The 25,652-nt window shown below is 55.6% G+C and carries 17 protein-coding genes; 12 read left to right on the top strand and 5 right to left on the bottom strand.

Annotated features, from left to right (window positions below):
• Nucleotides 1–88 precede the first annotated feature (88 nt).
• From B3K78_RS03895 to B3K78_RS03905, 3 genes are all read left to right on the top strand, one after another.
• Complete coding sequence (locus tag B3K78_RS03895) at nucleotides 89–556, top strand: hypothetical protein (RefSeq protein ID WP_204995143.1); 468 nt, start codon at nucleotides 89–91, stop codon at nucleotides 554–556.
• Between the two features lie 128 nt (nucleotides 557–684).
• The gene (locus B3K78_RS03900) at nucleotides 685–5,550 is read left to right on the top strand and encodes an NAD-glutamate dehydrogenase (protein ID WP_286694377.1); all 4,866 of its coding nucleotides are present in this window, start codon (nucleotides 685–687) and stop codon (nucleotides 5,548–5,550) included.
• Nucleotides 5,551–5,592: 42 nt separating this feature from the next.
• Nucleotides 5,593–7,080 (top strand): PQQ-dependent sugar dehydrogenase, encoded by a 1,488-nt coding sequence (locus B3K78_RS03905; protein WP_286694378.1) that lies wholly within the window; start codon nucleotides 5,593–5,595, stop codon nucleotides 7,078–7,080.
• On the opposite strand, the gene B3K78_RS03910 is transcribed toward B3K78_RS03905, so the two are convergent.
• Nucleotides 7,060–7,518, bottom strand: a complete 459-nt coding sequence (locus B3K78_RS03910; RefSeq protein WP_286694379.1) for a response regulator — start codon at nucleotides 7,516–7,518, stop codon at nucleotides 7,060–7,062. The two genes, B3K78_RS03905 and B3K78_RS03910, sit on opposite strands and share 21 nt — an antisense overlap.
• Nucleotides 7,519–7,810: 292 nt before the next feature.
• Between B3K78_RS03910 and B3K78_RS03915 the strand changes: the two genes are divergently transcribed.
• Nucleotides 7,811–9,505, top strand: a complete 1,695-nt coding sequence (locus B3K78_RS03915; protein ID WP_204995146.1) for an NAD-dependent malic enzyme — start codon at nucleotides 7,811–7,813, stop codon at nucleotides 9,503–9,505.
• Nucleotides 9,506–9,521: 16 nt separating this feature from the next.
• Here B3K78_RS03915 and B3K78_RS03920 read toward each other — a convergent pair whose 3' ends face one another.
• A complete protein-coding gene (locus B3K78_RS03920) occupies nucleotides 9,522–10,421 on the bottom strand; it encodes an alpha/beta hydrolase (RefSeq protein ID WP_286694380.1) in 900 nt (299 codons plus the stop codon).
• A gap of 106 nt (nucleotides 10,422–10,527) precedes the next feature.
• Between B3K78_RS03920 and B3K78_RS03925 the strand changes: the two genes are divergently transcribed.
• Complete coding sequence (locus tag B3K78_RS03925) at nucleotides 10,528–11,562, top strand: esterase/lipase family protein (protein WP_286694381.1); 1,035 nt, start codon at nucleotides 10,528–10,530, stop codon at nucleotides 11,560–11,562.
• A 25-nt stretch (nucleotides 11,563–11,587) separates the two neighbouring features.
• Here the strand turns inward: B3K78_RS03925 and B3K78_RS03930 are convergent, their stop codons facing one another.
• On the bottom strand, nucleotides 11,588–12,619 hold the full coding sequence (locus B3K78_RS03930; protein ID WP_286694382.1) for an AraC family transcriptional regulator: 1,032 nt from the start codon (nucleotides 12,617–12,619) through the stop codon (nucleotides 11,588–11,590).
• 164 nt (nucleotides 12,620–12,783) lie between these two features.
• Here B3K78_RS03930 and B3K78_RS03935 point away from each other — a divergent pair, with 164 nt between their 5' ends.
• From B3K78_RS03935 to B3K78_RS03945, 3 genes are all read left to right on the top strand, one after another.
• Nucleotides 12,784–14,400, top strand: coding sequence for a GMC family oxidoreductase (locus B3K78_RS03935; RefSeq protein WP_286694383.1), 1,617 nt, complete (start codon nucleotides 12,784–12,786; stop codon nucleotides 14,398–14,400).
• A 48-nt stretch (nucleotides 14,401–14,448) separates the two neighbouring features.
• Nucleotides 14,449–16,932 carry a TonB-dependent receptor gene (locus B3K78_RS03940; protein WP_286694384.1) on the top strand — a complete coding sequence of 828 codons (2,484 nt, stop codon included), beginning with the start codon at nucleotides 14,449–14,451 and terminating at the stop codon, nucleotides 16,930–16,932.
• Between the two features lie 92 nt (nucleotides 16,933–17,024).
• Entirely contained in the window at nucleotides 17,025–18,701 is a 1,677-nt protein-coding gene (locus tag B3K78_RS03945) for an AMP-binding protein (protein ID WP_286694385.1), read from the top strand.
• Here the strand turns inward: B3K78_RS03945 and B3K78_RS03950 are convergent.
• Both B3K78_RS03950 and B3K78_RS03955 read right to left on the bottom strand, forming a co-directional pair.
• The gene (locus B3K78_RS03950; RefSeq protein WP_286694386.1) at nucleotides 18,698–19,960 is read right to left on the bottom strand and encodes an NADH:flavin oxidoreductase/NADH oxidase family protein; all 1,263 of its coding nucleotides are present in this window, start codon (nucleotides 19,958–19,960) and stop codon (nucleotides 18,698–18,700) included. The genes B3K78_RS03945 and B3K78_RS03950 overlap by 4 nt on opposite strands.
• A 158-nt stretch (nucleotides 19,961–20,118) precedes the next feature.
• A complete protein-coding gene (locus tag B3K78_RS03955; protein WP_286694387.1) occupies nucleotides 20,119–20,922 on the bottom strand; it encodes a DODA-type extradiol aromatic ring-opening family dioxygenase in 804 nt (267 codons plus the stop codon).
• A gap of 308 nt (nucleotides 20,923–21,230) precedes the next feature.
• Here B3K78_RS03955 and B3K78_RS03960 point away from each other — a divergent pair, with 308 nt between their 5' ends.
• The 4 genes from B3K78_RS03960 to B3K78_RS03975 are packed head-to-tail and all read left to right on the top strand — an operon-like array spanning nucleotide 21,231 to nucleotide 25,646.
• Nucleotides 21,231–22,004, top strand: a complete 774-nt coding sequence (locus B3K78_RS03960) for a DUF3348 family protein (protein WP_286694388.1) — start codon at nucleotides 21,231–21,233, stop codon at nucleotides 22,002–22,004.
• A complete protein-coding gene (locus tag B3K78_RS03965) occupies nucleotides 22,001–24,289 on the top strand; it encodes a DUF802 domain-containing protein (protein ID WP_286694389.1) in 2,289 nt (762 codons plus the stop codon). Before B3K78_RS03960 ends, B3K78_RS03965 begins: the two co-directional genes overlap by 4 nt.
• Nucleotides 24,286–24,921, top strand: a complete 636-nt coding sequence (locus B3K78_RS03970; protein WP_204995153.1) for an OmpA family protein — start codon at nucleotides 24,286–24,288, stop codon at nucleotides 24,919–24,921. The genes B3K78_RS03965 and B3K78_RS03970 overlap by 4 nt, the downstream gene beginning before the upstream one ends.
• Nucleotides 24,918–25,646 (top strand): DUF2894 domain-containing protein, encoded by a 729-nt coding sequence (locus B3K78_RS03975; RefSeq protein WP_286694390.1) that lies wholly within the window; start codon nucleotides 24,918–24,920, stop codon nucleotides 25,644–25,646. The genes B3K78_RS03970 and B3K78_RS03975 overlap by 4 nt, the downstream gene beginning before the upstream one ends.
• The last annotated feature ends 6 nt before the right edge of the window (nucleotides 25,647–25,652 follow it).

Raw genomic sequence — 25,652 nt, forward strand, 5'->3', positions numbered from 1 at the left:
GGCAGGCACAAAAGTGTGGAGGTTAGGTGCTTCAGTTGGGGTTAAGGCAAACCTGATTAGGCTAAAAACTCTAATGGAGGATATAGCGATGAACAAGACAGGTAGAGTGTCGTCAGAAAACCATCTATTGGCGGCGGTGGTCGTGTTGTTGGTCGGCACAATGGCATTGCCAAGCCAGGCGCGTGCCGACAATGCTGAGGTTGCTGCCGCGGTGTTGCTGGGTGCCGCAGTGGTTTACGCCGCGCACGATAGCGACGCCAGATATGTGCACCGTCACCATGCACATTGTGGTCACCGGGTGGCGAAGCACCCTAATTACCGGCGCGGTTATCAGCATGCCTATCGATCCGGCTATCGAGATGGCTACGATGATGGCGCTTACGATTACAGCCGCCCCCACTATGGCAAACACCATCACAAACGCGACTATTGGCGTCACCACAGCAGCCGCTACGACCGGCACTATCACAAGGGCGGCCACCGTCCCCACAAAAACCACCGGGTTCATGGTAAGGGTAATGACTGGAACACGCGGGTGATTATTCGCGAATACTAATGCGCCTTTGCTGCCATGTGTGACGGCGCTTGCGGCCTTGCGGGCGGCCTGCCAGACAGCTGCTAGACTCAGGTTGAGCGGCGTGTCTGGCAGGCCGCTTTGCTTTTTTGCAGAGTGAGACCGTTGATATGACTAACCTGAACATTAGGCAGCAATTACTCAAGCGTATCGCAACGGTTGCGGATAAACAGCTGGATGGGAGTGACGCGAAGGTTTTTCGTCAGTTTCTCGATCAGGTGGTACATGTTCACCCTGACGAGAGCCAGCTGAGTTGGGAAGCTGATGCTAACTTCGGTTTGTTATATGGCTTGTATGACTTTGTCTCCCAGCGCGCTGAATCGGAGTCATTGGTCAAAGTCTTTAATCCGGACCTGGAAAGCGACGGTTGGTTAAGTAAGCACACCGTAATCTACTACTGCCAGCCCGATCGCCCATTTCTCGTTGATTCTCTGCGTATCGCGTTGAATAACTCCAATCTCAATGTGCACGTGTTTGAGAGCAACTTAATGTGGGTTGAACGCAGCCCTGAGGGAATATTGGAGTCGCTCTCGACGAGTCGCAATAGTGACGCCTGTTGCGAAAGTGTCGGCTATGTATTGATAGACACCTGCAGTGATCAGGGCGTGCTTCATGCATTGACTTCCGATCTGCGCACCGCCAGTGACGACGTTGAGCGAGTTGTCGAGCACTTCCCGGCGATGCTTGAGCGTTTGCAGGCCTGTATCGACGAAAGTGAGCGAACCTTTGGGGAGGATAACGAAGAGGCCGTGTTTCTGCGTTGGCTGCGCGATGGCAATTTCACGTTTTTGGGGATGTCGGACTTTCTTCTCTCCAGCCAAAATGATCAACCCTACATTGCCGAGGTACCGGATAATCAGTTGGGCCTAATGGGTAAGCGCGCGCCACTGCCCGCTGTTGCCTTGACTGAATTGTGCCAGGGCTTTGCCGACTTCTACGCCCAGCGATCGGCATTGGCGTTTACGAAAACCTCGCAAAAATCGACGGTACACCGCCACGTTTACGCCGACTATATCGTGATAAAACGTTTCAATGAGCAGGGCCAGGCGGTTGGTGAGACAAGGGTGCTCGGCCTGTATACCGCAGGTATGTACTACCACAGTGTCGAGCGAATACCGCTACTGCGCAGCAAGGCGCAATGGTTGCGACACCACTCCCAGCTTGATGGCGCCAGCCACAATGGCAAAACCTTCGCGCTGATCATTGAGCGCCACCCCAGAGACGAGCTCATTCAGGCTGAGCAAAGCGACCTGCTCGACGCGCTCCTGGCAATTTGGAAAATTTACGAGCGGCGCGCAGTGAAATTGGTGCTGCGCGTTGATCGCTTTGAAAAATTCGTGAGCTGCATCGTTTACTTGCCGCGCGAAGCGGTAAAGATGGAAAAGGACATCGAACGACTGCTTGGGCAAGCCATTGGCAGTAGCGATTGTGAGTTGTCCACGCAGTTTCTTTCGGAATCGGTGCTGGCGCGGATGCAGTTGGTTTTCCGCATTCACGATCAGCAATTTCGTCAGCTTGATCGCGGAGCCCTGGAAGCTGAGATTATTGAATTGTGCCGTGACTGGCGGCAGCGCTTTACCGAGCTGTGTATTGAGCGTCATGGCGAGGAAACCGGTCGCTCGTTAGCCCTGCAATACCAGCAGGCATTTTCTGCGGCTTATCGGGATCGTTTTTCGCCGCTGCTGGCGGTGAATGATATTGAGCTCTGTCGGCGCCTTACAGACAGCAGTGATATCAGCATCAGCCTTTTTCATCAGGCCGGCAGTGACGATAATCGCTTGCGCTTAAAGCTGTTTCATCGCGAAGAATCGCTGCAGCTATCAGATATATTGCCGATGTTGGAAAAAATGGGCTCGCGGGTATTGGTGGAGCACCCGTATCAAATTTGCCCCGACAGTGAAAGCGATATCTGGATGCACGACTTCGTGTTGGAGCACGATCTGGGCGGCGGTAGGAAGCTTAATCTGGAGTCAGTGCGCGACAGCTATGAAGACGCTTTGCGCGCGATCTGGCAGGGCAAGGCCGAGAATGACAGCTTCAATCGTCTAGTCATTGGCGCCAGATTGGACTGGCGTTCTGTGGCGCTGATTCGCGCCTATGCGCGCTACATCAAGCAGCTCGGCTCACTGTTGAGCTTGGACTTTATCGCCTCGGTGTTGAGCAGTAATGTCGATATTACTCGGGATTTAATGGCTTTGTTTCGCTGCCTGTTTGACCCGAGGCGCGGCGCGCAAAAAAGCAGTGAAGAGCGCGAAAATAAGCTACGAGACGGCATTCTTCATGCGCTGGATGAAGTGCAAAACCTCAATGAGGACCAGGTGCTGCGGCAATACCTTGAGTGTATCGACGCCACGCTGCGGTGTAACTTCTTTCAACAGGATGACGCGCTGCAATACCGCGATTGTATTGCGTTGAAGATCAGCACCCGCGATCTTAGTTTTGCGCCAGCCCCTCGTCCTGAGTACGAGATATTTGTGTTTTCGCCGCGCGTGGAAGGCGTCCATCTGCGGGGCGGCAAAGTTGCGCGCGGCGGCATACGCTGGTCTGACCGTCTGGAGGACTACCGCACCGAAATCCTGGGGCTGGTAAAAGCGCAGCAGGTGAAAAATGCCGTCATAGTTCCCACCGGTGCTAAAGGGGGCTTTGTCGCCCGACGCTCGGCGCAGCTTGAGTCGCGAGAGGAGCTGTTTTCCGAGGGCGTGGCCTGCTACAAATTGTTTATTGGCAGCCTGTTGGATATTACCGATAACCGCGAGGGTGATCGTGTGGTGCCGCCCGAGTCTGTCGTTTGCCGCGATGACGACGATCCCTACTTGGTGGTTGCGGCGGATAAGGGCACGGCGAGTTTTTCCGATATTGCCAATGATATTGCCCTCAGTCGCGGCTTTTGGCTGGGCGATGCCTTTGCCTCAGGGGGCAGTAACGGTTATGACCACAAAGCGATGGGAATTACCGCCAGGGGTGCTTGGGTCGCGGTGCAGCGGCACTTCCGTGAGCTTGATATTGATGTGCAGCGCGATCCGGTGACGGTGATTGGTATCGGCGACATGGGCGGGGATGTATTTGGTAACGGCATGTTGTTGTCCAAGTCGCTGAAGGTGGTTGCCGCCTTCAACCACCTGCATATTTTTATTGACCCAGCGCCCGATGCAGAAGCTTCCTGGCAGGAGCGCAAGCGCTTATTTGAGCGGCCCAGGTCAAGTTGGGCCGACTACAGTACCGAATTAATCTCGACGGGCGGTGGCGTCTTCTCGCGCAGCGCCAAGCAGGTGCCATTGTCGCCGGAAATGCAGCAGCTACTAGCCTGTGACGACGCCGCACTCACTCCCACGCAACTGATTCGCCGACTGCTGCAGGCGAAGGTAGACCTGATATGGAACGGCGGCATTGGCACCTATGTTAAAGCCTCGGAAGAAAGTCATGCCGATGTTGGTGATCGCGCCAATGACCCGTTGCGGATAAATGGCAGCGAGCTGCGTTGCCGGGTATTTGGTGAGGGCGGAAATCTCGGCGTTACCCAGCTCGGGCGTCTGGAGTTTTGCCGCAATGGCGGTATTTGTAATACCGACTTTATCGATAACGCTGCTGGTGTGGATTGCTCCGACCACGAAGTAAATATAAAGATTCTGCTCAATGCACAGCTCGAGTCTGAGGACTTAACATCCAAGCAGCGCAATCAGCTGCTTGCCGATATGACGGATGATGTGGCGTCCTTGGTATTGCATAACAACTACCGTCAGACCTTGGCAATCAGCCTGGCAAGCTATAGCCGCGATAAGCACCACCACGACTACCTTCGCTTTGTTGAGCACCTGGAAGAGACGGGGGCGCTGAATCGAGAGCTGGAGTTTTTGCCTGATAACGAGCGTATTAACGAGCTGCACAGCGAAGGGAAAAGCTGGACGCGACCGGAATTAGCGCTGCTGGTTTCCTACGCCAAAGTTGAGCTCAAGGAGCAGTTAATGGCGCTGGCGGATACCGACGACCCCTGGTTGCTTGAGCGTGTATACCGCGCCTTCCCTCAGCGTCTTCGCCGCGACTATGCCTCACAAATTCGCGACCACCGTCTGGCCAGGGAAATCATTGCCACGCAGTTGGCCAATGAGCTGGTCAACATCATGGGCTTTCGCTACAGCCATCGTCAGGAAATCTCCCTGGGGGCAACAGCAGTAGAGACAGCCTGTGCGTTTGTCACCGTCGTCGAGTTATTTGGCATTGAAGGGCTGTGGCGCCGCGTAGAAGCGTTGGACCAAGGTGTCGATAGCACCGTGCAGTACGCCTTGTTTCACCAGATTATGCGTCTTGGGCGACGCAGCACGCGCTGGTTTTTGCGAAATATCCACCATATACAGCCGTCGCGATTGATTGAAAAAATGCAGCCGGGCTTCGCTGCACTAATGCCGGGTGTGGTGGAGAATCTGCGCGGTGTATGGGCAGAGGAATACCGCAGCAGAAGCGCGCGCTGGATAGATGCCGGGGTGCCGGAAGAATTGGCGACCACGATTGCGGCATTTGATGCCTATTTTATGCTGCCAGGCTGCGTGGACGCCGCCCTGGAAGTTGATTGCCCGGCGGAGCGTTTCAGCAAGTTGCAGTTCGCTCTGCTAGAAACCTTGCAAATGGATTGGGCGCTGCAGGTGCTAATTTCCTGGCAGCCGGGTGGGCGTTGGCAGGACCTGGCGCGGGAGTCCTATGTGGATAGCCTGGAGTCGTTGTTGCGCCAGCTAAGCATTGGCCTGTTGAGCGACGCGCAACGGAGTTTGTCTGACATACTCGATAGCTGGCAAACTGACAATCAGTCGCGCTTGAGCCGTTACAATACCATCATCGACAGTGTCAGAATTGCGGCAGCCGAGGATTTGTCGGTGTTCACTGTGGTGTTGCGAGAGCTTCAGGATCTGGTTGACGCGTCGTTGGCTCAACTGCCCGATTCGTCGCTGCCATACGCCACTGGCGAAGCCGGTGAGGCGTCATAAGGCGCTGTTGAGCCGAAATATATACTAAGGGGAAATACACTTTTGAAACGCACGTTGGTCTTTGTTTTTTCTGCGCTGTTACTCTGTCTGATCCTGATTGTCGCCAGCCCGTTTGTCTTGATTCAATTTGGCTCGCCGGGTATGGCGATGGCCTCTCGGGCGCTGTTGCATGCGGCCGTTGGCTACAGCGATGCCGCGCCGATGGATGGCGGTACTGATCTGACAGTCGCGGAGGGATATCGCGTTGATGTGTATGCCAGTGGTCTTGGAAATATTCGTTTTCTTGCCATCACCTCAGGTGGCGATCTTTTTGTCAGTCGCCCGCGCACTGGTGAAGTGCTGCGTCTTGCTGCAGACCACAATGGTGATGGCTTGCCCGACGCTCAAGAGGTCGTGCTGGCGGGGCTGACGCGGCCGCATGGCCTGGCATTGCGAGAAAATCACTTATACGTTGCCGAGTCGAATGCAATTGGTCGCGTGGCGCTGGACAGTGATGGCCGCATTCAAGGCGACTACCAACGGTTGGTGAGCGGATTTGGCGATGGCGGCAACCATTGGACAAAAACCATAGCGTTTGGCCCAGATGGCTGGCTGTATCTCAGCTCCGGGTCCACCTGTAATGTGTGTGAAGAAAGTGACCCGCAACGCGCGACGATCATGCGCATGCAAGCGGATGGCAGTGGCCTGGAAATCTATGCGCGCGGTTTACGCAACAGTGTTGGCTTTGACTGGACGCCTTGGGATCAGCGGCTTTTCGCCACCGATAATGGCCGCGATTTATTGGGTGACAACTTCCCGCCCTGCGAGCTGAATGAGGTGGTGAAGGGCGGCTTCTATGGTTGGCCCTACTACAATGCGGATCAGCTGGACCCGGACTTCGGTGAGAAAATTCCGCAAGGTTTGCCACAAAACAGACCGCCTGCCCATAATTTCCCCGCGCACAATGCCCCCCTCGGTATTCGTTTTTTGCGGCACCAGGACGGGCCTTACGCGCGCTCGGCCCTTGTGGCCTTGCACGGCTCCTGGAATCGCAGTGAGCCAGATGGTTACAAGGTGGTGTCACTTCACTGGCAGCAAGACGGCAGTATTCTCCAGCGCGACTTTTTAAGTGACTTCCTGCAGGCCGACAGCTTGCTGGGTCGCCCAGTGGATGTTGTGGAGGCGGCAAGCGGAGAGATATTTATCTCCGATGATTACAGTGGCCGGGTCTATCGTGTGCACCGCGGTGAAGCCAGTCGCGCAGCGGTTAATACCCGTGCTGAGCGCGACCAAACCGATCCACTGCGCGACTACAGTCAGCGCGATCGCGAGCGGCTTGTGGCAATGGGGGGTAGCTTATATGAACGCTATGCCTGCGCCGAGTGTCATGAGGGTAAAGGATTGCGCCCCCTGCAAGGGTTGGCAGAGCGTTATTCTGCGCAGAGCTTGATGAGCTTTTTTATAACGCCGACACCACCGATGCCTCAGCTAAATTTAAATGAAGCGCAGCGCGAGGCGTTAATGGTGTATTTATTCGCCGCAGAGAAGTAGCGGTTGCTGGCGCATCATCATGGAACGCTCCCTGTCCAAGCGCCTCAAGCCTGCCTGAATGCGAGCGCGAAGCTCTTCGCTGGCGGCGGGCTTGCAGATAAAGTCGTCGGCGCCCGCGTCCATGGCTGCGATCATGTCTGCCCGGTCTTTCCGCCCCGTTAGCATAATGAAGTAGGGTGCGCCCATTGCAGGGCTCTGACTAATGGTTTGGCAGAGCGCTAATCCAGTGATCTTGGGCATTTGCCAGTCGCAAAGCACAATGTCGATATGCTCAGTCAGTAAAATTTGCAGTGCTTTGCTGGGGTCGTTACAGCACAGGGCTTCAAAGTGATGCCTCGTCAGTAAGGCCTCCATTCGGAACAGCTCTACGGGAGAGTCATCGATAATGAGTACGCGTGACGACTCAATCGGGCTGGGGTGATTCGCAATGTTACGCATCCAAAACGCTCCGGTGCGCATATCTACTGCGCAGTGTGAATTTCCTGAGGTAATTGGTTGCAAGTTTTGTTCCCTGTTTAAGTAATTGAAAATAAAGAGTATTTATTTTATTCCGTTGCCGGTGTTGTGCTTGCGTCGCAGCTTGCATAGCAGTTTGCATGGGGCGTGTTACCCTGTGCGAGCTTGGCAATCGTCGCATAGACTTTAGTAGTATTTATTTTGTGATTGGCGTTATTCATGTGTAGAATGACGCGCCGAGAAGCTGTTTGTACCCCTCCGATACGAGTCCATTATGAATTCTGAGAAACCGCTGTATATCTCTTACGCAGGCCCCATGTTGTTGGAAACCCCGCTGCTAAATAAAGGCTCGGCATTTACTGAAAAGGAGCGTCGCAGCTTTAATTTGATGGGGCTGTTGCCGCCGCGCTACGAAAATATCGACGAGCAGGTCGAGCGTGCCTATATGCAGTACTGCAGCTTCGATGAGCCGATCAATAAACATATCTACCTGCGGGCGGTGCAAGACAACAATGAAACCCTGTTTTATCGCCTGCTGAATGATCACCTTGAAGAGATGTTGCCCATTATCTACACCCCGACGGTGGGCGAGGCTTGCGAGCATTTTTCCGACATTTATCGCAGTGCCCGCGGCATCTTTGTCTCCTATGAAGACCGTGACTACTTGGATGACATTTTGCACAGTGTCAGCAAGGACCGAGTAAAAGTGCTGGTGGTCACCGACGGTGAGCGCGTGTTGGGTTTGGGCGACCAGGGCATTGGGGGAATGGGTATTCCCATAGGCAAACTATCTTTGTATACCGCCTGCGGTGGAATTAGCCCCGCGTACACATTGCCGGTTGTGTTGGATGTGGGCACGAATAATCAAACATTGCTCGACGACCCCATGTATATGGGTATGCGTCACCCGCGTATTGAAAAGGATGAGTACAACGCCTTTGTCGACCAGTTTATCGACGCGGCGCAACAGCGCTGGCCAGGTGTGCTGATTCAGTTTGAAGATTTTGCTCAGCCCAATGCCATGCCGATTTTACAGCGGCATAAAGAGCGTGTTTGTTGCTTTAACGATGATATTCAGGGAACCGCTGCCGTCACCCTGGGGACGGTACTTTCCGCGTGTAAGCGCAAGGGCGAACGGCTGCGGGATCAGAATATCGTGTTCGTCGGTGCGGGTTCGGCGGGCTGTGGCATTGCCGAGCAATTGATTCGTGCAATGGTGGAGGAGGGCTTGAGCGACGCCGAAGCTCGCGCCCAACTCTACATGATCGACCGCTTTGGCTTACTTATGCAGCGCATGGACGGGCTGTTGGATTTTCAGGCGGCGCTGGCTCAGCCCGAATCGGCGGTATCGGCCTGGCAGTATGATGGCGACTATCCCAGCCTGTTGGATGTCGTGAGTAATATCGATGTAGGTGTGCTGATAGGTGTTTCCGGCAAGCCTGGTCTGTTTACCGAAGAGGCAATTCGCCGTCTGCACCAGCGTTGTGAGCGGCCCATCATCCTGCCATTAAGTAACCCATCAAAGCATGTTGAGGCGCGGCCGCAGCAGATTCTTGAATGGACCGATGGGCAGGCTATCGTCGCCACCGGCAGCCCGTTCTCAGCGGTGGAATACGCGCAGCAGCGCTACGAGATTTCGCAGTGCAATAACAGTTATATCTTCCCTGGAATTGGCTTGGGAGTGGTGGCCAGTCGCGCCAGCCGCGTCAGCGACGAAATGTTAATGGCCGCCAGTCGTTGCCTCGCCGAGGCCGCTAGCCAGTATCACGATAAACGCAATAGGGTGCTGCCGCCGCTAACCGAGCTCGCTGAGTTGAGTCGTGCCATCGCCTTTGCCGTTGCCAAAGTGGCTCAGGCGCAGGGCCTGGCCCGCGAGCGCAGTGACGAAGAGTTACGCGCAGATATAGAGCGCAACTTCTGGACACCGAGTTACCGAGAATACCGGCGCATCGCGGCGAGAGCGCGTTGACGCCGGTGCAGGTTAGTTATTGAGTGCCGTTTAAGTGCTTTTGGAAAAAGGCGATCTGATCACTCACCGCCTGTTCAAACGCCTCGCCAACATAAATATCGAAATGGCCGATATCGTATTGTTTGAGCGTGGCCTTCGCGCCGAGCTTATGCGCCAGCTTAATCGCTGCCGAAGCCGGTGCCACGGTGTCGCGCAAACAGGCTTGGATCAGCGCAGGGCAATGGACTTGCTTTGCCTTGAGTGTGGGGCGATAGGTGCCTAGCGCCAGGGCCAGGCGGCCAGCCATGGCATTTTGCCAGTTATCGGGTTGAATAGCGCGGTAGCCACTCCAGGCGTCGTGGCTGCTCATGGCGGCAAAGCCACCGGGCTTAGCGATAATGGGCACCATCACCGGTGAGCCGCCAAGGGCGGATTTGGCCAGGTCGGCCACGCCGTAGGCGCTGAGTTTGAGTAGCCGGCCGACGCCTGCATAGCCGAGCATGGCCGCTACCGAGGCCAGACCGTCCATCATCGGCCCCTGGGCAGCCACCGCGGCCACACGCTTATCGGCGGCCGCCGTACTGATCACATGTCCACCCGAGAACGAGCTGCCCCACAGCGCAATGCGCTTGGCGTCAACATTGGGCAGGGTTTCAGCAAAACTGATGGCGGCGCGCCAATCCTGCAGCTGTTTGGAAACAGACAGCAATTGCCGGGGTTCACCGTCAGAGGCGCCAAAGTGGCGGTAGTCAAATAGCAGCACTGCAAAGCCCGCGTCGGCAAACCGCTGGGCGTAGGGCTCCAGGCCCGCATCCCGTGTACCGCCCAAACCGTGCGCCATCACAATGCAGGCTTGTGGTGTGGCCGTGGGGTAATGCCATGCGCGGCAGCGAGTGCCCTGGCTTAAAAATTCGACATCCTTGCGTGGTAGGCTCATGGCGTCTCTCTATAATTATGTAAAACGGACGATTGATCAGCTGCGCGCCTTGCCAAACAATGAGCGTTCTCGCAGCGCCAAGCGCTAAACCTACCGAGGGTAAGCCATGTTTGACCATGTGAAAAAAGGACGTCTCACAACACTGGGGTTGTTATTCATCGCGGTATTAACCGCCTGCGGAGGCTCCTCGTCGGGCTCCGGTTCCTCCGGTGAGCGTTTCTCTGAGCCGACCTTTGAAACAGAAATGTCGGTGCTCAATGAGGGTCTGGTCTGTAACCCCTTCACCGAGAGCGGGCCTGTTGTGCTGCTGGTTCACGGCACGTTTACCCACGGCGAAGAGCAGTGGACGTGGAATTACGAGCCCCTGCTGTTGGGCGAGGGTTACGATGTTTGTATTGTGACCTACCCCAACCGCGGGTTAAGTGATGCGCAGATTGCCGCCGAATATGTGGTGAATGCGATTGATCAAATTGCCGACTCCGGGCGCAAGGTATCCATTGTTGGCCATAGTCAGGGCGGTATGGGGCCGCGCTGGGCAGTGCGTTGGTGGCCGAGCCTGCGCGACAAAATTGAGGACATGATTCTTCTGGCGACGCCTAACCACGGCCTGGAATTTGCGCAATTAACGGCACTCGGCCTGCCCATGCCGGCAGTATTTTTTCAGTTCGGGCAAGAGTCGAACTATATGCAGGCGCTGAATAGCGACGATGAAACGCCGGGTGATATTGATTACACCAATATCTACACCCAGTTTGACGAGCTGGTGCAGCCGGTGTCACCAGTGCCAACGGCGGCGTTGGATTGGCAGCAGGACAACCCCAGAGTTGCCAATATTCTGATTCAAGATGTTTGCCCGGGACGCATCGTCGAGCATGCGACGATCGGTTTGACCGACCGTGCGACCTACGAGCTGGTACTCGACGCGCTGGCCAACGGTGGGCCAGCCAGCCCAGAGCGGGCCGGCGGCGAGATATGTGGTTTACTGCCATTTTTACCCGAGCCGGCGCTATCGCCAAGCCTGCTCACCGATTTTATCGATGTGTTTGCCAGCGAAGGCGGTCAGGGTTTCCCCGACCTATCACTGGTGACCGAAGAGCCGCCCTTAAAACCCTATGCGCAGTCGGCGGTGCAGTCGGATTAAAGACTGAAATAATAGGGGGAGGAGCCTAGGGTAAGTGCTGCCGGTATTCCGACGGTGAACAATCAAACCAACGCTTAAATGCCCTGCAGAAGCTGGCACTGCTGGCGAAACCCAGCAGGAATGCCACCTCGGTAATACTGTAATGAGTGTTGCTGAGGTATTTTTTTGCCAACTCCATTCGCGCTTTGTCTAGCAGTTGTTGGTAAGTCGTGTTTTCACTTTGCAGCTTATTCTGCAGTTTTCTCAAGCTCATATTCAGTCGAGAGGCAAGCTTCTCGGCGCTGAGCTCTCCGTTGGGAAGTTCTTTCAGAATTTGTCGGTAGAGAGCGTCCTCAAAACCTGGCGACATATTCTGAATAAAGGCTTCGGTAATCTCGTCATGTTGCCGTGCCAGCGAGTCATTGGAGTAGCGCACTGGCCTCTTTATATCGCTACTGTCATAAATGAGTACATCGCGAGATTGGTTATATTGGATTGGGCATTTAAAGGCTGAATTATAGGGAACAATATTGTCAGGGTGTTCTTGGCATAATATAACTTTCAGTGGGTTAAAATTTGGGTCGCCAGTTATCTCTCGCATCATATTTGCGACTCCAAGGAAAAAACAGGGGACTATCTTCGGCGGGAGTAGTCGATGACCTTTTAAATCACTTTGCGATTTGATCTCAAATTGACACTGATCTTCGTTTTGATGAATTTCAATATGTCCTGAGTCTGAAATTATTGCCCCATGACGCTGAAATCGGTGTAGTGCATCCTCCACATTTTTGCTTACCAAGATTGCCATTCCCAGAGCATGAAAACTATGGGCATTAACGTATGTTCCCAGATGCAAGTAAAACTCTGATATGCCCGTAGCTTCCTCACAGATAGGGTAAAGGTTGCGTAATTTCGAGTCAGGAACTCGAGCATCTGGCTTGATGGATTCCTCGTAATCTAAACCTACTTTCTCAAATAAATATTTTGGATCAACTCCAGCATCTTTTAGGCACTCGCTTACGATTCTTCCCCACGCTCCACTAGTGGTTTGGGTGCCTGGCAATAGTGGCTTTGTCATAGTCATATCTGAATTTACTATTGGTTTTTGCGCGAAAAGGTAACAAGTCTGCGCGTAGTGGAAAACACAATCACATTTATTTTCCTAACATCTTGCCTCCACTTCTGTAGGCGAGCAACGCTCGCTAACAGTAGTCGTTAATAAAAAGAATAGCGGAGTCCTGCATGATGTTGCCAGAGACATTTGATTACCTGATCGCCGGTGCCGGTTCGGCGGGGTGCGTGCTGGCCAATCGCCTCAGCGAGGGCGGACGCTACAGCGTGTGTGTGCTGGAGGCAGGGGGGCGTGGAGATAGTGCCATTGTAAAGGCTCCCGCGGGTTTAGTGGTTATGATGCGCTCAAAAATGAACAACTGGGCGTATCAAACCGAGCCTCAGCCAGGGCTCAATGGACGTCGTAGCTATCAGCCGCGCGGGAAGTGCCTCGGAGGCTCCAGTGCAATCAATGCCATGCTTTATGTTCGTGGAAATCGCCGGGACTACGATGGCTGGGCGCAACAGGGCAATGTCGGTTGGTCATATGAGGACGTGCTCCCGTACTTCAAACGTTCCGAGAACAACGAGACATTTGGCGATAACCATCGCTATCACGGTGCGGATGGCCCCCTCAATGTCGCAAGCTTACAGTGCCCCAGCCCCTTAAATATGGCGTTTCTGGAGGCCGCTCAGGCCCAGGGCATCCCATTGAACCCGGATTACAATGCTGCTGAGCAGTTTGGGTGTTTCGAGTACCAGGTTACCCAAAAAAACGGCGAGCGGCATGGCGCGCATGCTGCTTATTTAAGCCCGGCAATGCAGCGCGGTAATGTAAAAGTCATCACTGGCGCATTGTTCGACCAAATTCAGTTTGAGCACCGCCGTGCGATAGGTCTCTCTGTCATCGTTAACGGCGAAAAGCGAATGCTCCGCGCACGCAGAGAGGTGTTGGTTTGCGCTGGAGCGTTTGGCTCGCCGCAATTGCTGATGAGGTCGAGTATTGGGCCGGCAGAAGAGCTTGTTAAACACGGAATCTCGGTGCTGCAAGATTTGCCCGGCGTAGGTAAGAACCTTCAGGATCATATTGACTACACCGTTCCCTATCGCACGCCCTACAACGCCGACACCTTTGGTCTATCGTTGCGCGGCAGTGCCCGCGTGGCGACCGGCATGGCGCAGTGGGCTAAGTGCCGTCGGGGCATACTGACAACGCCCTACGCCGAGGCGGGCGCGTTCTTGCGTTCGGCGCCGGACGTCGAGGTTCCCGACTTGCAGATGGTCTTTGTGGTGGCTGTTGTCGACGATCATGGCAGGAAGCTTCACTTCGGCCATGGTTACAGTTGCCACATAGAAGTACTTAGGCCGAAAAGTACCGGCACTGTCAGCCTACACTCAGCTAAGCCAGAGCAACCGCCCAAGATTGATCCGAACTTTCTCAGTCACCAAGATGATGTCGACCTGCTGGTAAAAGGTGCCCAACTGCAAGCTGCGATTCTGGAGTCGGCGCCATTCAACAAATACCGCCCATCGTTAATTTATCCCGTTGATTGGCAGGATGCCGAGGCTATTGAGCGAGATATTCGCAACCGCGCCGATACGCAATACCACCCTGTCGGCACCTGCAAAATGGGTCCCGAATCCGATGTTATGGCCGTTGTTGACTCGCGGCTTCGTGTGCGCGGTATCACGGGGCTGAGGGTCGTGGATGCGTCAGTTATGCCCACTATCGTTGGCGGCAATACCAATGCGCCGACAATCATGATTGCGGAAAAAGCCGCTGACATGATCTTGCATGCCCGAGACTAGCCGACCTTCTTACTTACTGTTACGCCATAGAAAAAATAGGAAATCATAATGATAAAAACATCTACGCACTTTAAGAAAGCCGTTGCAGCTGTTGCCATCAGCTGCGCGTATACGCCGGAAGTACTCTCTCAGGCCTTAGAGGAGGTTGTGGTGACAGCGCAGCGTCGCGCGGAAAGTGTGCAGGACACACCTGTGGCGATTACCGGTTTGGCCGACGACGCTCTGCAGAAGCTGGGCTTTGAAAACGCTAATGACATCTCCGCCCAAGTACCCAATATGCAGGTGAGCGGTCCCTACGGCGAAGTTCAGCCTATCTTCGCGATTCGCGGGGTGAGTATGTCGGACTACAGCTCAAACCAGGCAAGCCCAATCGGTGTGTATGTTGATGAAGCGTATTTGGGTGCAGTCTTCACCCACGGCACCAGTTTTTTTGATGTCGAGCGCCTGGAGGTTTTGCGTGGGCCGCAGGGAACTCTGTATGGCAAAAACACCACTGGTGGCGCCATTAATATCATTACCAAGACGCCAATGATCGGCGACCCTCTTCAGGGCATGATTAAGGCCGGTATTGGCAATTACGGTATGAGTAATTTGGAGGGGGCGATTGGCGACACGTTGATCGAGGACACTCTGGCGGCGCGGCTTGCGTTCAAGATTAAGGAAAATGACGGCGTGCAGGAGAATAAGGGTGTTGGAGACGACCGAGGCATGCTGGACTTCAGTGCTGCACGGTTGGCGCTGAACTGGCAGATAAGTGACAGTCTCAGTGCCGTGCTCAAATACACCCATGCGGTGAACCGCGGCAATATGAAGGTCCCCTATGCCGAGGCTAGAACGGATGTGCGTGGTCTTGAAGCAATAAAACTTCATGAGTATGAGACCAATGGATTTATCGATTATACCGGCTACGATCGTAGTACCCGCAACCTTGGCTTCCATGAGGTGGAGGATAATACCGGCGACCGAAATCGCAATGATTTTGACCTGGATCTTGTTATCGCCACGCTCAATTATGAGGCAGAAAATTACTCGCTGATTTCTGTGAGTTCTTGGTACGACACTCAGCTAGATAAATTCACTAACGATGATGGCAGTCCAACTCGGCTGGTTGAAATCGATTGGTATACCGGCAGTCGGTCATTCTCACAGGACTTCCGCTTCGTATCCAACTTTGACAGTGAATTCCAAGTCATGGGTGGTCTCTACTACGGCATAGAAAAATTGGAAATGCGTAATGTCTATGAATTGTTCGCCGATCTTCTCGACCTTCGCGCGGCACTGGCCAAGCCTGACCTCGCTGGGCAAGCGCCTTTTGTTCTCGATTTTGGTGCGGTTGATCAGCGTCAAAATACGGAGAAAGAGACCACTGCTATTTACACACAAATGCGATACGACGTTACTGCTGATTTTGGTATTGATTTCGGCGTACGGTATACGCAAGACACCAATCGCCTGACCTACCTAAACGTATCGCGGATAGGCTTGGATGGCAGTCCGCGCGGCACTTTTGTTCCGGGGAATACTACCGGATACGATCAGGCATTTGTGCCGATTTTCTTGCCGCCAGTGTTGTCGGGGAATCCTCAAGACTTGTTGGCGTTTTTGGCTGATCCCACACCCTATTTGAACAACCTGACTCAGTATGGCTTGCCCGGTTATACCGAAGGGCCTTACACACTGGATAGTGGCCCAAAACTTGAGTCAACCGAAAGGGAATGGACAGGGAAGGTGAGTGTTGATTACCGCTTCAACGACGCGTGGATGGCCTATGCCAGTTACAGCAAAGGCTATCGAGCGGGCGCCTTTAATAGCGGTATTTACTATGAAGCGCGTGATCTCGATGAGGCTTACGCAGACCCCGAATACATCGATGCCTTTGAAGTGGGCTTTAAGGCCGACTTACTCGACAACAGCCTACGGATTAACGCAGCGGCCTTTATGTACGAATATACCGATCAGCAATTTATTAATGTCGTGGGGATATCTAACTTCTTAGAAAACGCCGGCTCATCAGAAATTCTCGGCGCCGAGGCAGAAGTGTGGTGGCGCGCCACAGAGAGGTTGACCTTGCAGTTAGGTATTGGTCTTCTGGAAACGGAATACACTGACCTCGAACTGCGCGACACCAGTACATTGGCTGACCTTGATGACACGATCACGCTTGATGGCAATGAGTTAATTTCGGCGCCGCCATTAAATGTGAGCTTGTCCGCCGACTACGATCTGTATGTTGGCGAAAGCGGTTATTTGTCCATGAACGTGAATGCCAATTATCAGGATGAACAGTGGTTTAGTGCTTACAACGATGCGGCCGGGTATGACCAGGGGCGCGAGGACGCCTATACCGTGTACAACGCGCGTATAGGCTGGTACGCCAATGATGGCAGCTACCAAGTAGCGCTGTGGGGCAAGAACATTACTGACGAGGAATACAAAACCTACAGCATCAATTTACAGGCTAGTTTCGGCTTGGATTACTACATGATTGGCGATCCGATGATGTTTGGGCTGGAAGCGAGCTACAACTTCTAAATTGCCGTTTTTGTCTTGTCTGCAGCAGCATTGTTTCTAAGTAACCCTTCTTGCTTGGGGCGTTAACGCCCCCTTTTTTAGAGAGCTTTGTCATGTCGAAATTTTGGACGCCTATTGTTGGCCTGGATTTTTGGGCGCAGCAAAAGCCGAATGCGCGATTCTTAATTCAGCCCAGAGACGGTGCAAGTATTGAATATTCTTGGCAAGAGGTGCAGCGCCAGGCGCGTTGTTTTGCCAACTACTTGCTCAACGAAAATTATGCCCCGGGGACCTGTATAGCAGTCGTCTCACGCAACTGCGCGGAGTCGCTGATTTGCGATCTCGGTATCTGGATGGCGGGCTGTGTGAGCGTTCAGGTATATCCGTCCCTGAATGCGGAAACATTGCGATACATTCTTGAACACTGTGAGGCGCGCTGTCTACTGCTAGGGCAGGTGGATGATTGGTCTTCGATGAAATCCGGTGTGCCCAATGGTTTGCCGCTTATTCATTTTCCTGGGGCACCGGTCGAGCAACTTCAGCAGAACTATTTATCCTGGAAGAATATATTGGACTGCGCTGATGCGAGTCACGTGAAAAGTTCTATACGGCCCGAAGATCTCGCTCGCATCATTTATACTTCGGGCAGTACCGGTAAGCCAAAGGGCGTCATGATTCCCTTCTCTGCGTTATGTGCTGCTCGCAACATATTGAGAGATGTTGGAGGTGCTGATGAGCGTGATCGATTGATATCCTATTTGCCTTTTGCGCACGCATTTGAATGCAATATTATTCACAACAGTAGCGTTAATCTCGGCTGTGAGGTTTTTTTTAGTGAGGGGGTGGCGACGTTCGGTGAAGATTTACGTCGAGCACGTCCAACGATTTTCCACTCCGTCCCTAGGTTGTGGATTAAGTTTCAGCAAGCAATTCAGCAAAAGATACCTGCTTCGGTCATGCGTGAAATGCTAGAAGACCCGGATACAGCCGAGGACTTTCGCAATTATGTCTTAGGGCAGATTGGCATAGATTGTACGAGGGTGGCATTAGGTGGGTCGGCGCCGCTCGCAGACTCCGTAATTCATTGGTATCGAGACCTGGGTTTGGAATTGCTCGAAGGTTACGGTATGTCTGAGGACTTTGCATATTCCCATCTTTCAAGAGTTGGAGAGGTGAGAGTGGGCTATGTCGGCTCGCCTTTGCCGGGTGTTCAGTCGAGGCTTTCGGCAAGCGGCGAAGTTGAAGTTAACAGTCCAGCGAAAATGGCGGGCTATTATAAAAATGCTGCGGCGACTGCTGAGTCATTTACGGCAGACGGTTGGTTTAAAACCGGTGACTTAGGTGAGTTCGACGACCGTGGTCGTCTGCGTCTAAAAGGCCGGGTAAAAGAAATTTTTAAAACAAGCAAAGGTAAATATGTCGCCCCCGCACCGATTGAAAGTGCGATCAGCCACCCCCTGGTCGAGAATCTTTGTGTGGTGGGTGAGGGCCAGCCAAGTCCCTGCGTGTTAGTCGTGCCCGGTAGCGAGGCGATTGAAGTGCTTGGCGAGAACTTTGATAGAGCCCACTTTGAGAAAGAGCTACTCGCCGTTATCGATAATGTGAATGCAACGCTCGACCCACACCAGCAGTTGGCATTCGTCGTTTTGGTCGCAGAGCCGTGGGGTATTGCGAATAACCTTCTTACCCCCACGCTCAAGCTGAAGCGCAATGAAATTGAAGCGCGTTACGCGGCGAAGTTAGACGATTGGTACCGCCTAGATCGCCGCCTTATTTGGGAGGCGGCTTAATTGTTCCGCGCCACTCGGCGCTTCGCCAATTTGCGTTCGCCGATCATGTGCTTGGCGGCGCGGCGCAGCAGGCCGGTGTCTTCGACTGGCGGTTTGCCCTCGGCGAGGTTGATGATTTGTTGGTAGTACCACTGGGTCGCCAGACCAAAATTCAGGGTGCGCAGGGTGCGGTTGGGGCTGTTGGGGCCGAGCCAACCGGGGCCGATGCGCAGCTCTTTTTCCCAGGCGCGAAAACCGAGTTTTTCGCCACGCAACAGGGGTTTTACATCGGGCTCCATGCACAGTGGCCGCGCGATGCCCACCACGTCCATAGCGCCACTATCCAGTGCGGCTTGCATGGCGTTATAGCTGCGGAAGCCGCCGGTCACTGCGAGAGGTATTGAGGTGACGTCGCGAATGCCTTTGGCGTAGTCCAAAAAATAGGCCTCCCGCGCTTGGCTGGCGGCGGCGCCTTCTTCTTGGTCGCCCATCAGTGCCAGTTTTTCGTAGGTGCCTCCGGAAATCTCCAGCAAGTCGATGCCGGCTTCCGACACCCAGGCCGCGACTTGCAGACTTTCGTCGTGGCTAAAGCCGCCCTTGGAAAAATCGGCGGAGTTGAGTTTCAGGGCTATCGGGAATTCGGGGCCGACCGCCTCGCGACTGCGGCGAATGACCTCCAGCAGGAAGCGAGCGCGATTCTCCAGACTACCGCCCCACTGATCCTGGCGGCGGTTTGCCAGCGGCGACAGAAATTGGCTGATCAAGTAGCCGTGGGCAGCGTGAATCTGCACGCCGCTAAAGCCGGTTTCCTTGGCGACGCCGGCAACGCGCGCATAGCCACTGATTGCACGCTCGATGTCGTCTTCGGTCATGGGGCGCGGTTTGCCGAACATGCCGGCCAGATCAATGCCCACATCTGAGGGGGCCAGTGGCTGGTGCGATACGACCTTTTGGCACTGTCGCCCCGGATGGTTGATTTGCATCCACAACTGGTTACCGGCGACCTGCCCGGCTTTTGCCCAGTGTTTCAGCTGCTCTTCGCCGCCGTTGTGGTCGATCACCACATTGCCTGGGCGCTCTAAAAAACGGTGGTCGACCATCACGTTACCGGTTACCAGGGTGCCTGTGCCGCCCTCCGACCATGCTTGGTAAAGTCTGGCGAGCCGCGGGGTGGCGTGATCGTGCTCGTCGGCGAGGCCCTCTGTCATCGCAGATTTCAGCAAGCGGTTGGGCAGTGTTGCGCCGCAGGGAAGCGTAAGGGGGTCGCTGAGTTTTGGCATAGCCGGGGTCCTGTGTTTATTGTTGTGGCGATCGATGGCGAGGCCCAGTGTAGTCGGCTGGCGGATAAAAATAAATTAACAAGTGTTCATTAGTGACGATCCAAAGGACAGGCGCCATTTGCCCTTAGCAGCTGCAGTGCGATGAGGGTGAGCCAGCCCTAGTATTGCCACAAAAATGCGCTGCTGAGTTCGCCCATGACCTCGTCAAAAAATACTCGTTGAGCGGGGCCTCGGGCCATGCCTGCGCAGACCTGCAGTGGCATTAAATGCTCCGCGCGAGGGTGGCAGTGCAGTGCCCCCGGTGCGCGCTGCCAGTGGGCAAGTGCAGTTTGTCGGGTATCGTCGGAGAGCGTTTCGTCGCAGCACTGTTGCGCCAGCCAGTTTTCAAACTGGTGGTGGGCGTCGCGGTCCATCGTGCCGGCAAAATAGGCTTGCAGGTTGTGATAGGTGGCGCCGCTGCCTAACACCAATACCCGGCGGTCACGTAATACCCGTAAGGCGCGTCCCATGGCGATATGCTCGGCGCCATCGAGGCTGCTCAACAGCGAAAGCTGCACAACGGGAATATCGGCATTGGGGTACATCAGCGTTAGCGGCACAAACATACCGTGGTCGAAGCCGCGCGTTGCATCAAGATGAGCGATTAGTCCCTCGTTGCTGAGGGCGCGCTGCAGCTCGCAAGCCAGCGTCGCATGGCCTGAGGCGGGATACATCAGTTGATAAGATTCCGGCGGAAAGCCGCTGTAGTCGTAAATCAGCTCGGGGCGAGCGGCGCTGGTAATCCGGGCTTGCTCGGCCTCCCAGTGCGCGCTGATCAGTACAATCGCTTGTGGCCTTGGCAGGCTTTGCCCCATTTGCGTTAGAAAGGCACACAGCCGGGCATGGCCGGGGTCGCCCAGCAGGGGCAGCGGGCCGCCGCCGTGGGGAATAAACAGAATGCTCGCGCCAGCTGTGGTACTCATTGACTGCTCCGTTACGGGTAATTCCGCCATAGTACGGAATTCCCGTGGGGCTGTCTGGCGCAAAAAATCGTCTAAAAGGGGCAGAAAAGCCAATACATCGCCTGTGCAGTTGTATTGAATCGGGCGGTAAAATGGCGATAATGGGGCGCAAAAATGCAAAAGCATAGCCAAAAAAGTAGAAGCAACGCCGTTCCGCTGTGGCCTGTAACAGGCGTCAGTGACCACTCTAAATTTTGTCACGCTGGCAGAATGGCCTGTCCCGAATAAACTCGCTCATCGTGTTCGATGAGAACTCGCACTAGGATTCTATGCCCAAGGCCGCCGCGCACGCCCCGCCGACACCTTCGCGACTGGCCCATACCCTCAATGCCTTGGGTGTGGCGGCGAGTGCTGCGCCGCGCGCGGGTTTTGCCGACAAACTGGCCGAATTGATTAACCTCTCCGGAGCGATTGCCCTGTCGGAGTCATTGCGCGGCTTGCGACGCGTGAAGGCGACCGGCGAAGCCCCCGGCGATGATGCCCAGACCCTTTTTATGGCGCGCCGCGCCGACATGATTGAGGCGATCTCCGCGAGTTTCACCCTCGACCCGGAGGCGATGGCGAGCAGCCCGGCGGGATTTATTCTACCCTCGCCAAACGCCGACACTTTCGGCAGCGATGCCGCCGGGTACGCGCCTTATCAACGCTTTTATGCCCTGCATCAAAGTGAAATTGACCATCGGGTCATCAGCTTGCGCGGCGAGTTACGCAAGCTGTTGGCGGGTCGCTCCGAGGCGCTGGCCCAGCTGGCCGCGCTGGATACCATGATGGAGGGCACGCTGGCGGTATACAGCCGTCGTGCACTTTCTGCCTTACCTAAATTACTGGCGCAGCATTTTTTCGCGCTGCGCAGTGAGCAACAAAACATCGATGCCGATACCGAGCAACCAACTACCAGTGAGCAGTGGCTCGCGGACGGGGGCTGGCTCTGGCAATTTCATACCGACATGCAGAGTTTGCTACTTGCTGAACTCGCGCTGCGCCTGCAGCCGCTACAGGGCCTATTGGAAGCCCTGAACTCCGAACACGAGGACACTCCATGACACGATTGCTTTCCCTGGCTGCCTTTATTCTTGGCGCGCTGGTTATTCTGTGGATGGGGGTGGCTGTTGCCGCCGGCCACTTGCTGGCATCGGTAGTGATGTTACTCATCGCGCTGGCCTACTTTACCGGCGGGGCAGAATTGCTGCGCTATCAGCAGGCCACTGGCGCGCTGCACGCGGCCCTGGCGCAGGGCGGCGATGTGGAGCTGAATCGCTGGCTGGATGCCTTGCCCGCGTCGCTGCGCAACCCGGTGCGTCAGCGTATCGAAGGGGAATACGTAGGGCTGCCGGTACCTGTGCTCACGCCCTATCTGGTTGGCCTGCTGGTCATGCTGGGTTTGATGGGCACCTTCGTCGGCATGGTCGAAACCCTGGGCGGTGCGGTACAAGCGCTGGAGGGTAGCACCGAGCTAAGCGCTATTCGCGACGGCTTGACCACACCGATCAAGGGTCTGGGCATGGCCTTTGGTACCTCTGTGGCCGGTGTGGCGGCATCGGCGATGCTGGGTTTTATCGCTACGCTCAGCCGGCGCGAGCGTATTGACGTATCCCGCGAGTTGGATCAACAGCGCGACAGCCGCTTCCGGAATTACTCTCTCAGTCATCAGCGCCAACAAACCTATTCCGCCCTGCAACAACAAGCCGATGCTCTGCCCACCGTTGCCAGCCAGCTGACGGCACTGAGTGAGCGCCTCGGTGAGATGGGCGAGCAGCTCAGCCAGCAATTGCTCGACAACCAGCAGCAGTTTCAGCAGAGCGTGCAGCAGGATTTTCAATCACTGGCCAATGCGGTGGCCGAGTCACTCAATCGCAGTTTGGCGGACAGCGGTCGTCAGGCTGGCGAAACTATCAAGCCGGTTGTAGAGGGGCTGCTGGCAGGGTTGGAGCGCGACCTACAGCAGCGCCACCAACAGTTTGACGAGGCCGCCAATGCGCGCCTTGAAGCGATGTCTAGCCAGCTTGAACAAAGCGCGGCCACCATTGATAGCACCTGGCAAAAAGGCCTGGAAAATCAGCAGCGCGCCAATCGTGAATTGGCCGATGCGGTGGGTCAAAGCCTCAGTAGTAGCGCCGAACAGATGGCCCGCGACAGCCGCCAGTTGCTGGACGATGCGGCCCAGCGCAGTGCCGAGGCGCTGCAGGCCCAGCGCGATGCCGAAGCTGAGCGCTTACAGCAGTGGCAGGCGGCCTTTGCCAATGCCGAAACCATGTTGTCGGCGGTGGCCCGCTCCCTGGGCGAAGATGCCGAAACCCGCAATGCGGCGTTGAACAGCGTCAACCAACAGTTACTGGAGCAGCAGCGCCAGCAACTTGAAGAACAGCAAGCGGCTGAGCAGCGCTGGCAGGAAAGTGTGGCGGCGCGAAGTACGCAGCTGATCGATGCCCTGCAGGGCCAGTTGCAACAGCTGCGTGATGAAGAAGGGCAGCGCGGCGACGCCGCGGTGAGCCGTTTGGAAACGCTGCAGGCAGCCATTGCCGAGCAACTGAGCCAGCAACAGGCCGCGGAGCAGCGCTGGCAAGCAAATGTGGCAGAGCGCAGCAGTGCACTGATCGATGCCCTGCAAGGTCAATTGCAACAGCTGCGCGACGAGGAAGCGCAGCGCGGCGATGCCGCTGTGAGCCGACTGGAAACCTTGCAAGCCGCCGTGGCGACGCAATTGGCCGAACTGGGCAATTCATTAGAGGCGCCACTGGCCAATCTGATCGAATCCGCGTCGGAGGCGCCCCGCGTTGCGGCAGAGCTGATGGAGCAATTGCGCGGCGAAATTACCAAGAACATTGAACGCGATAACAGCCTGCTCGATGAGCGCCGTGAGTTAATGTCGGAGCTGGCCAGTTTGACCGATGGCCTGCGCGACAACAGTCAGGCGCAGCGCGAAGCGGTTGAGCAGTTGCTCGCTAACAGCGGCGATACTCTCAAGCAGCTGGGTGAGCGTTTGGGTGACAGCATTGAGCAGCGCGCCGGTCAGCTGGCCGAGCTTGGCGACCAACTGGCGGGTAGCGCGCTGGAGTTGTCCGGCGTGGGCGACACCTTTGCCGCCGCGGTGCAGCAGTTTGGTGACAGTAACGGCGAACTGCTGGCGGCGCTGGCCAGTGTCGAACAAACCCTCAAGGAAAGCGGCGAGCGCAGCGATGAGCAAATGAGTTACTACGTTGCCCAGGCGCGGGAAATTATCGACCACAACCTGCTCACCCATCAGGATATTTTGGCGCGCCTGCAAGCCCTTACCGACAGTGCCGAGCAACTTGAGCTGAATATGAATGCCGAAGGGGCCGAGGCGTGAGTCGCGAACTTGACGACGGCTTGAGCCAGGAGCCGCCAATCTGGGCGATCTTTGGCGACCTGATGACCGGCATGGTGGGCGTGTTCGTGCTGCTGCTCATTTGGGCGCTGGGCTTTCAGCTGGAACTGGCGAAAAGCCTGGAAAAAGAAGTCGCCCAGCGGGAGGTGGAGCAACAGCGCCGCGCCGTGTTGGAAGAAGCGCTTGCTGCGCCCTTGGCCAGTGGCCGAGTGACCCTGCGCGATGGCCGTATTGGCATAAGCGGCAGTGTGTTGTTTTCGCTGAACTCGGCGGAACTCCAGCAAGAAGGCCGAGAACTGCTGCGCAGCCTGATCCCGCCGCTCAAATTGTTTGTGCAGGAAAATGATCAACTGCTGATGGTGAGCGGCTTCACCGACGACCTGCCCATTCAGCAGGGCAACTTGCAGTTCTCTGACAACTGGGAGCTGTCTGCGCAGCGAGCGCTAACGGTTACCCGCGCGTTGATCGACGAAGGCATGCCCGCCGACAGCGTGTTTGCCGCCGCCTTTGGCGACCAGCAACCGGTGGCTGCCAATAATAGCGAAGATGGTCGCGCCCAAAACCGCCGCGTGGAAATGGCGCCCGTCCCCCGCGTGAAGCAGGAGGCGAAGTGACTCCCGTTCCCGGTACGCCACTGGCTGAATTGCAGGCAACGCTGGCGACGCTGCAAGGGCAGTGTCCTCAGTTCGACCCACCGCGCCTGCGCGGCGTGGAAAGTCTGTTGGAGAAGGCGCAGCAGCAGCGACCGTCAGTGCAGGCGCCACTATTGCGCCGCGCGGCATCAATGCTTGCTGATTATCGGCGCGACTGTGAGCAATTCAGCGAGCAGCCGAGCCGACTGGCTGGTGTGCTGGCGACTCACCGCCAGCAATTGGTCACTCGTCGCAGTGGGGCGGCTTCAGCCCTGCGGGCTCTGCAAGCACAGCTAAACCGAGACACCCCGGATGACGCCACCAGCGACGAAGCAAGTTCACCGATCAGTGCCTTGCTCCGCCAGCAGGAATTTTCGCTGTTGGGCGCTTCCCAGAGCCATGCATCCGATAAGGCGACCAGCGAGCCGCCAAAAGAGCTGCGCGCATTGCGCCAATTGCGCAGCCGCCAGCGCCATCAGGATATCGAGCAGCGCATCGATCAGGCCATTCAAAACGCCCCCCAGGATCCCGGCCCTCTCAACCCGCAAATGCTGGCTATTCGCTCGCTGACCAATATGCGCGAACGCTCGCCGGCCTACCTGAAACAGTTTGTTGGCTACCTCGATACCTTATTGTGGTTAGAGGCGCAGCTGCCGGGTGAAGAAAGCGGTAAAGCCGGTAAGGGCAAGCGTCGCAAAGCGCGTTAGTGGTGT

This window comes from Spongiibacter sp. UBA1325 (assembly GCF_002306875.1).
In the GTDB taxonomy this organism is placed as follows: Bacteria; Pseudomonadota; Gammaproteobacteria; order Pseudomonadales; family Spongiibacteraceae; genus Spongiibacter; species Spongiibacter marinus.

Excerpts from the sequence above, each read along its gene's own strand:
- B3K78_RS03945 (WP_286694385.1), top strand. The coding sequence starts at position 17,025 with ATGTCGAAATTTTGGACGCCTATTGTTGGCCTGGATTTTTGGGCGCAG.
- B3K78_RS03895 (WP_204995143.1), top strand. The coding sequence starts at position 89 with ATGAACAAGACAGGTAGAGTGTCGTCAGAAAACCATCTATTGGCGGCG.
- B3K78_RS03915 (WP_204995146.1), top strand. The coding sequence starts at position 7,811 with ATGAATTCTGAGAAACCGCTGTATATCTCTTACGCAGGCCCCATGTTG.
- B3K78_RS03930 (WP_286694382.1), bottom strand. The coding sequence starts at position 12,619 with ATGACAAAGCCACTATTGCCAGGCACCCAAACCACTAGTGGAGCGTGG.
- B3K78_RS03940 (WP_286694384.1), top strand. The coding sequence starts at position 14,449 with ATGATAAAAACATCTACGCACTTTAAGAAAGCCGTTGCAGCTGTTGCC.
- B3K78_RS03955 (WP_286694387.1), bottom strand. The coding sequence starts at position 20,922 with ATGAGTACCACAGCTGGCGCGAGCATTCTGTTTATTCCCCACGGCGGC.
- B3K78_RS03925 (WP_286694381.1), top strand. The coding sequence starts at position 10,528 with ATGTTTGACCATGTGAAAAAAGGACGTCTCACAACACTGGGGTTGTTA.
- B3K78_RS03910 (WP_286694379.1), bottom strand. The coding sequence starts at position 7,518 with ATGCGTAACATTGCGAATCACCCCAGCCCGATTGAGTCGTCACGCGTA.
- B3K78_RS03950 (WP_286694386.1), bottom strand. The coding sequence starts at position 19,960 with ATGCCAAAACTCAGCGACCCCCTTACGCTTCCCTGCGGCGCAACACTG.
- B3K78_RS03960 (WP_286694388.1), top strand. The coding sequence starts at position 21,231 with ATGCCCAAGGCCGCCGCGCACGCCCCGCCGACACCTTCGCGACTGGCC.
- B3K78_RS03920 (WP_286694380.1), bottom strand. The coding sequence starts at position 10,421 with ATGAGCCTACCACGCAAGGATGTCGAATTTTTAAGCCAGGGCACTCGC.
- B3K78_RS03900 (WP_286694377.1), top strand. The coding sequence starts at position 685 with ATGACTAACCTGAACATTAGGCAGCAATTACTCAAGCGTATCGCAACG.
- B3K78_RS03935 (WP_286694383.1), top strand. The coding sequence starts at position 12,784 with ATGATGTTGCCAGAGACATTTGATTACCTGATCGCCGGTGCCGGTTCG.
- B3K78_RS03965 (WP_286694389.1), top strand. The coding sequence starts at position 22,001 with ATGACACGATTGCTTTCCCTGGCTGCCTTTATTCTTGGCGCGCTGGTT.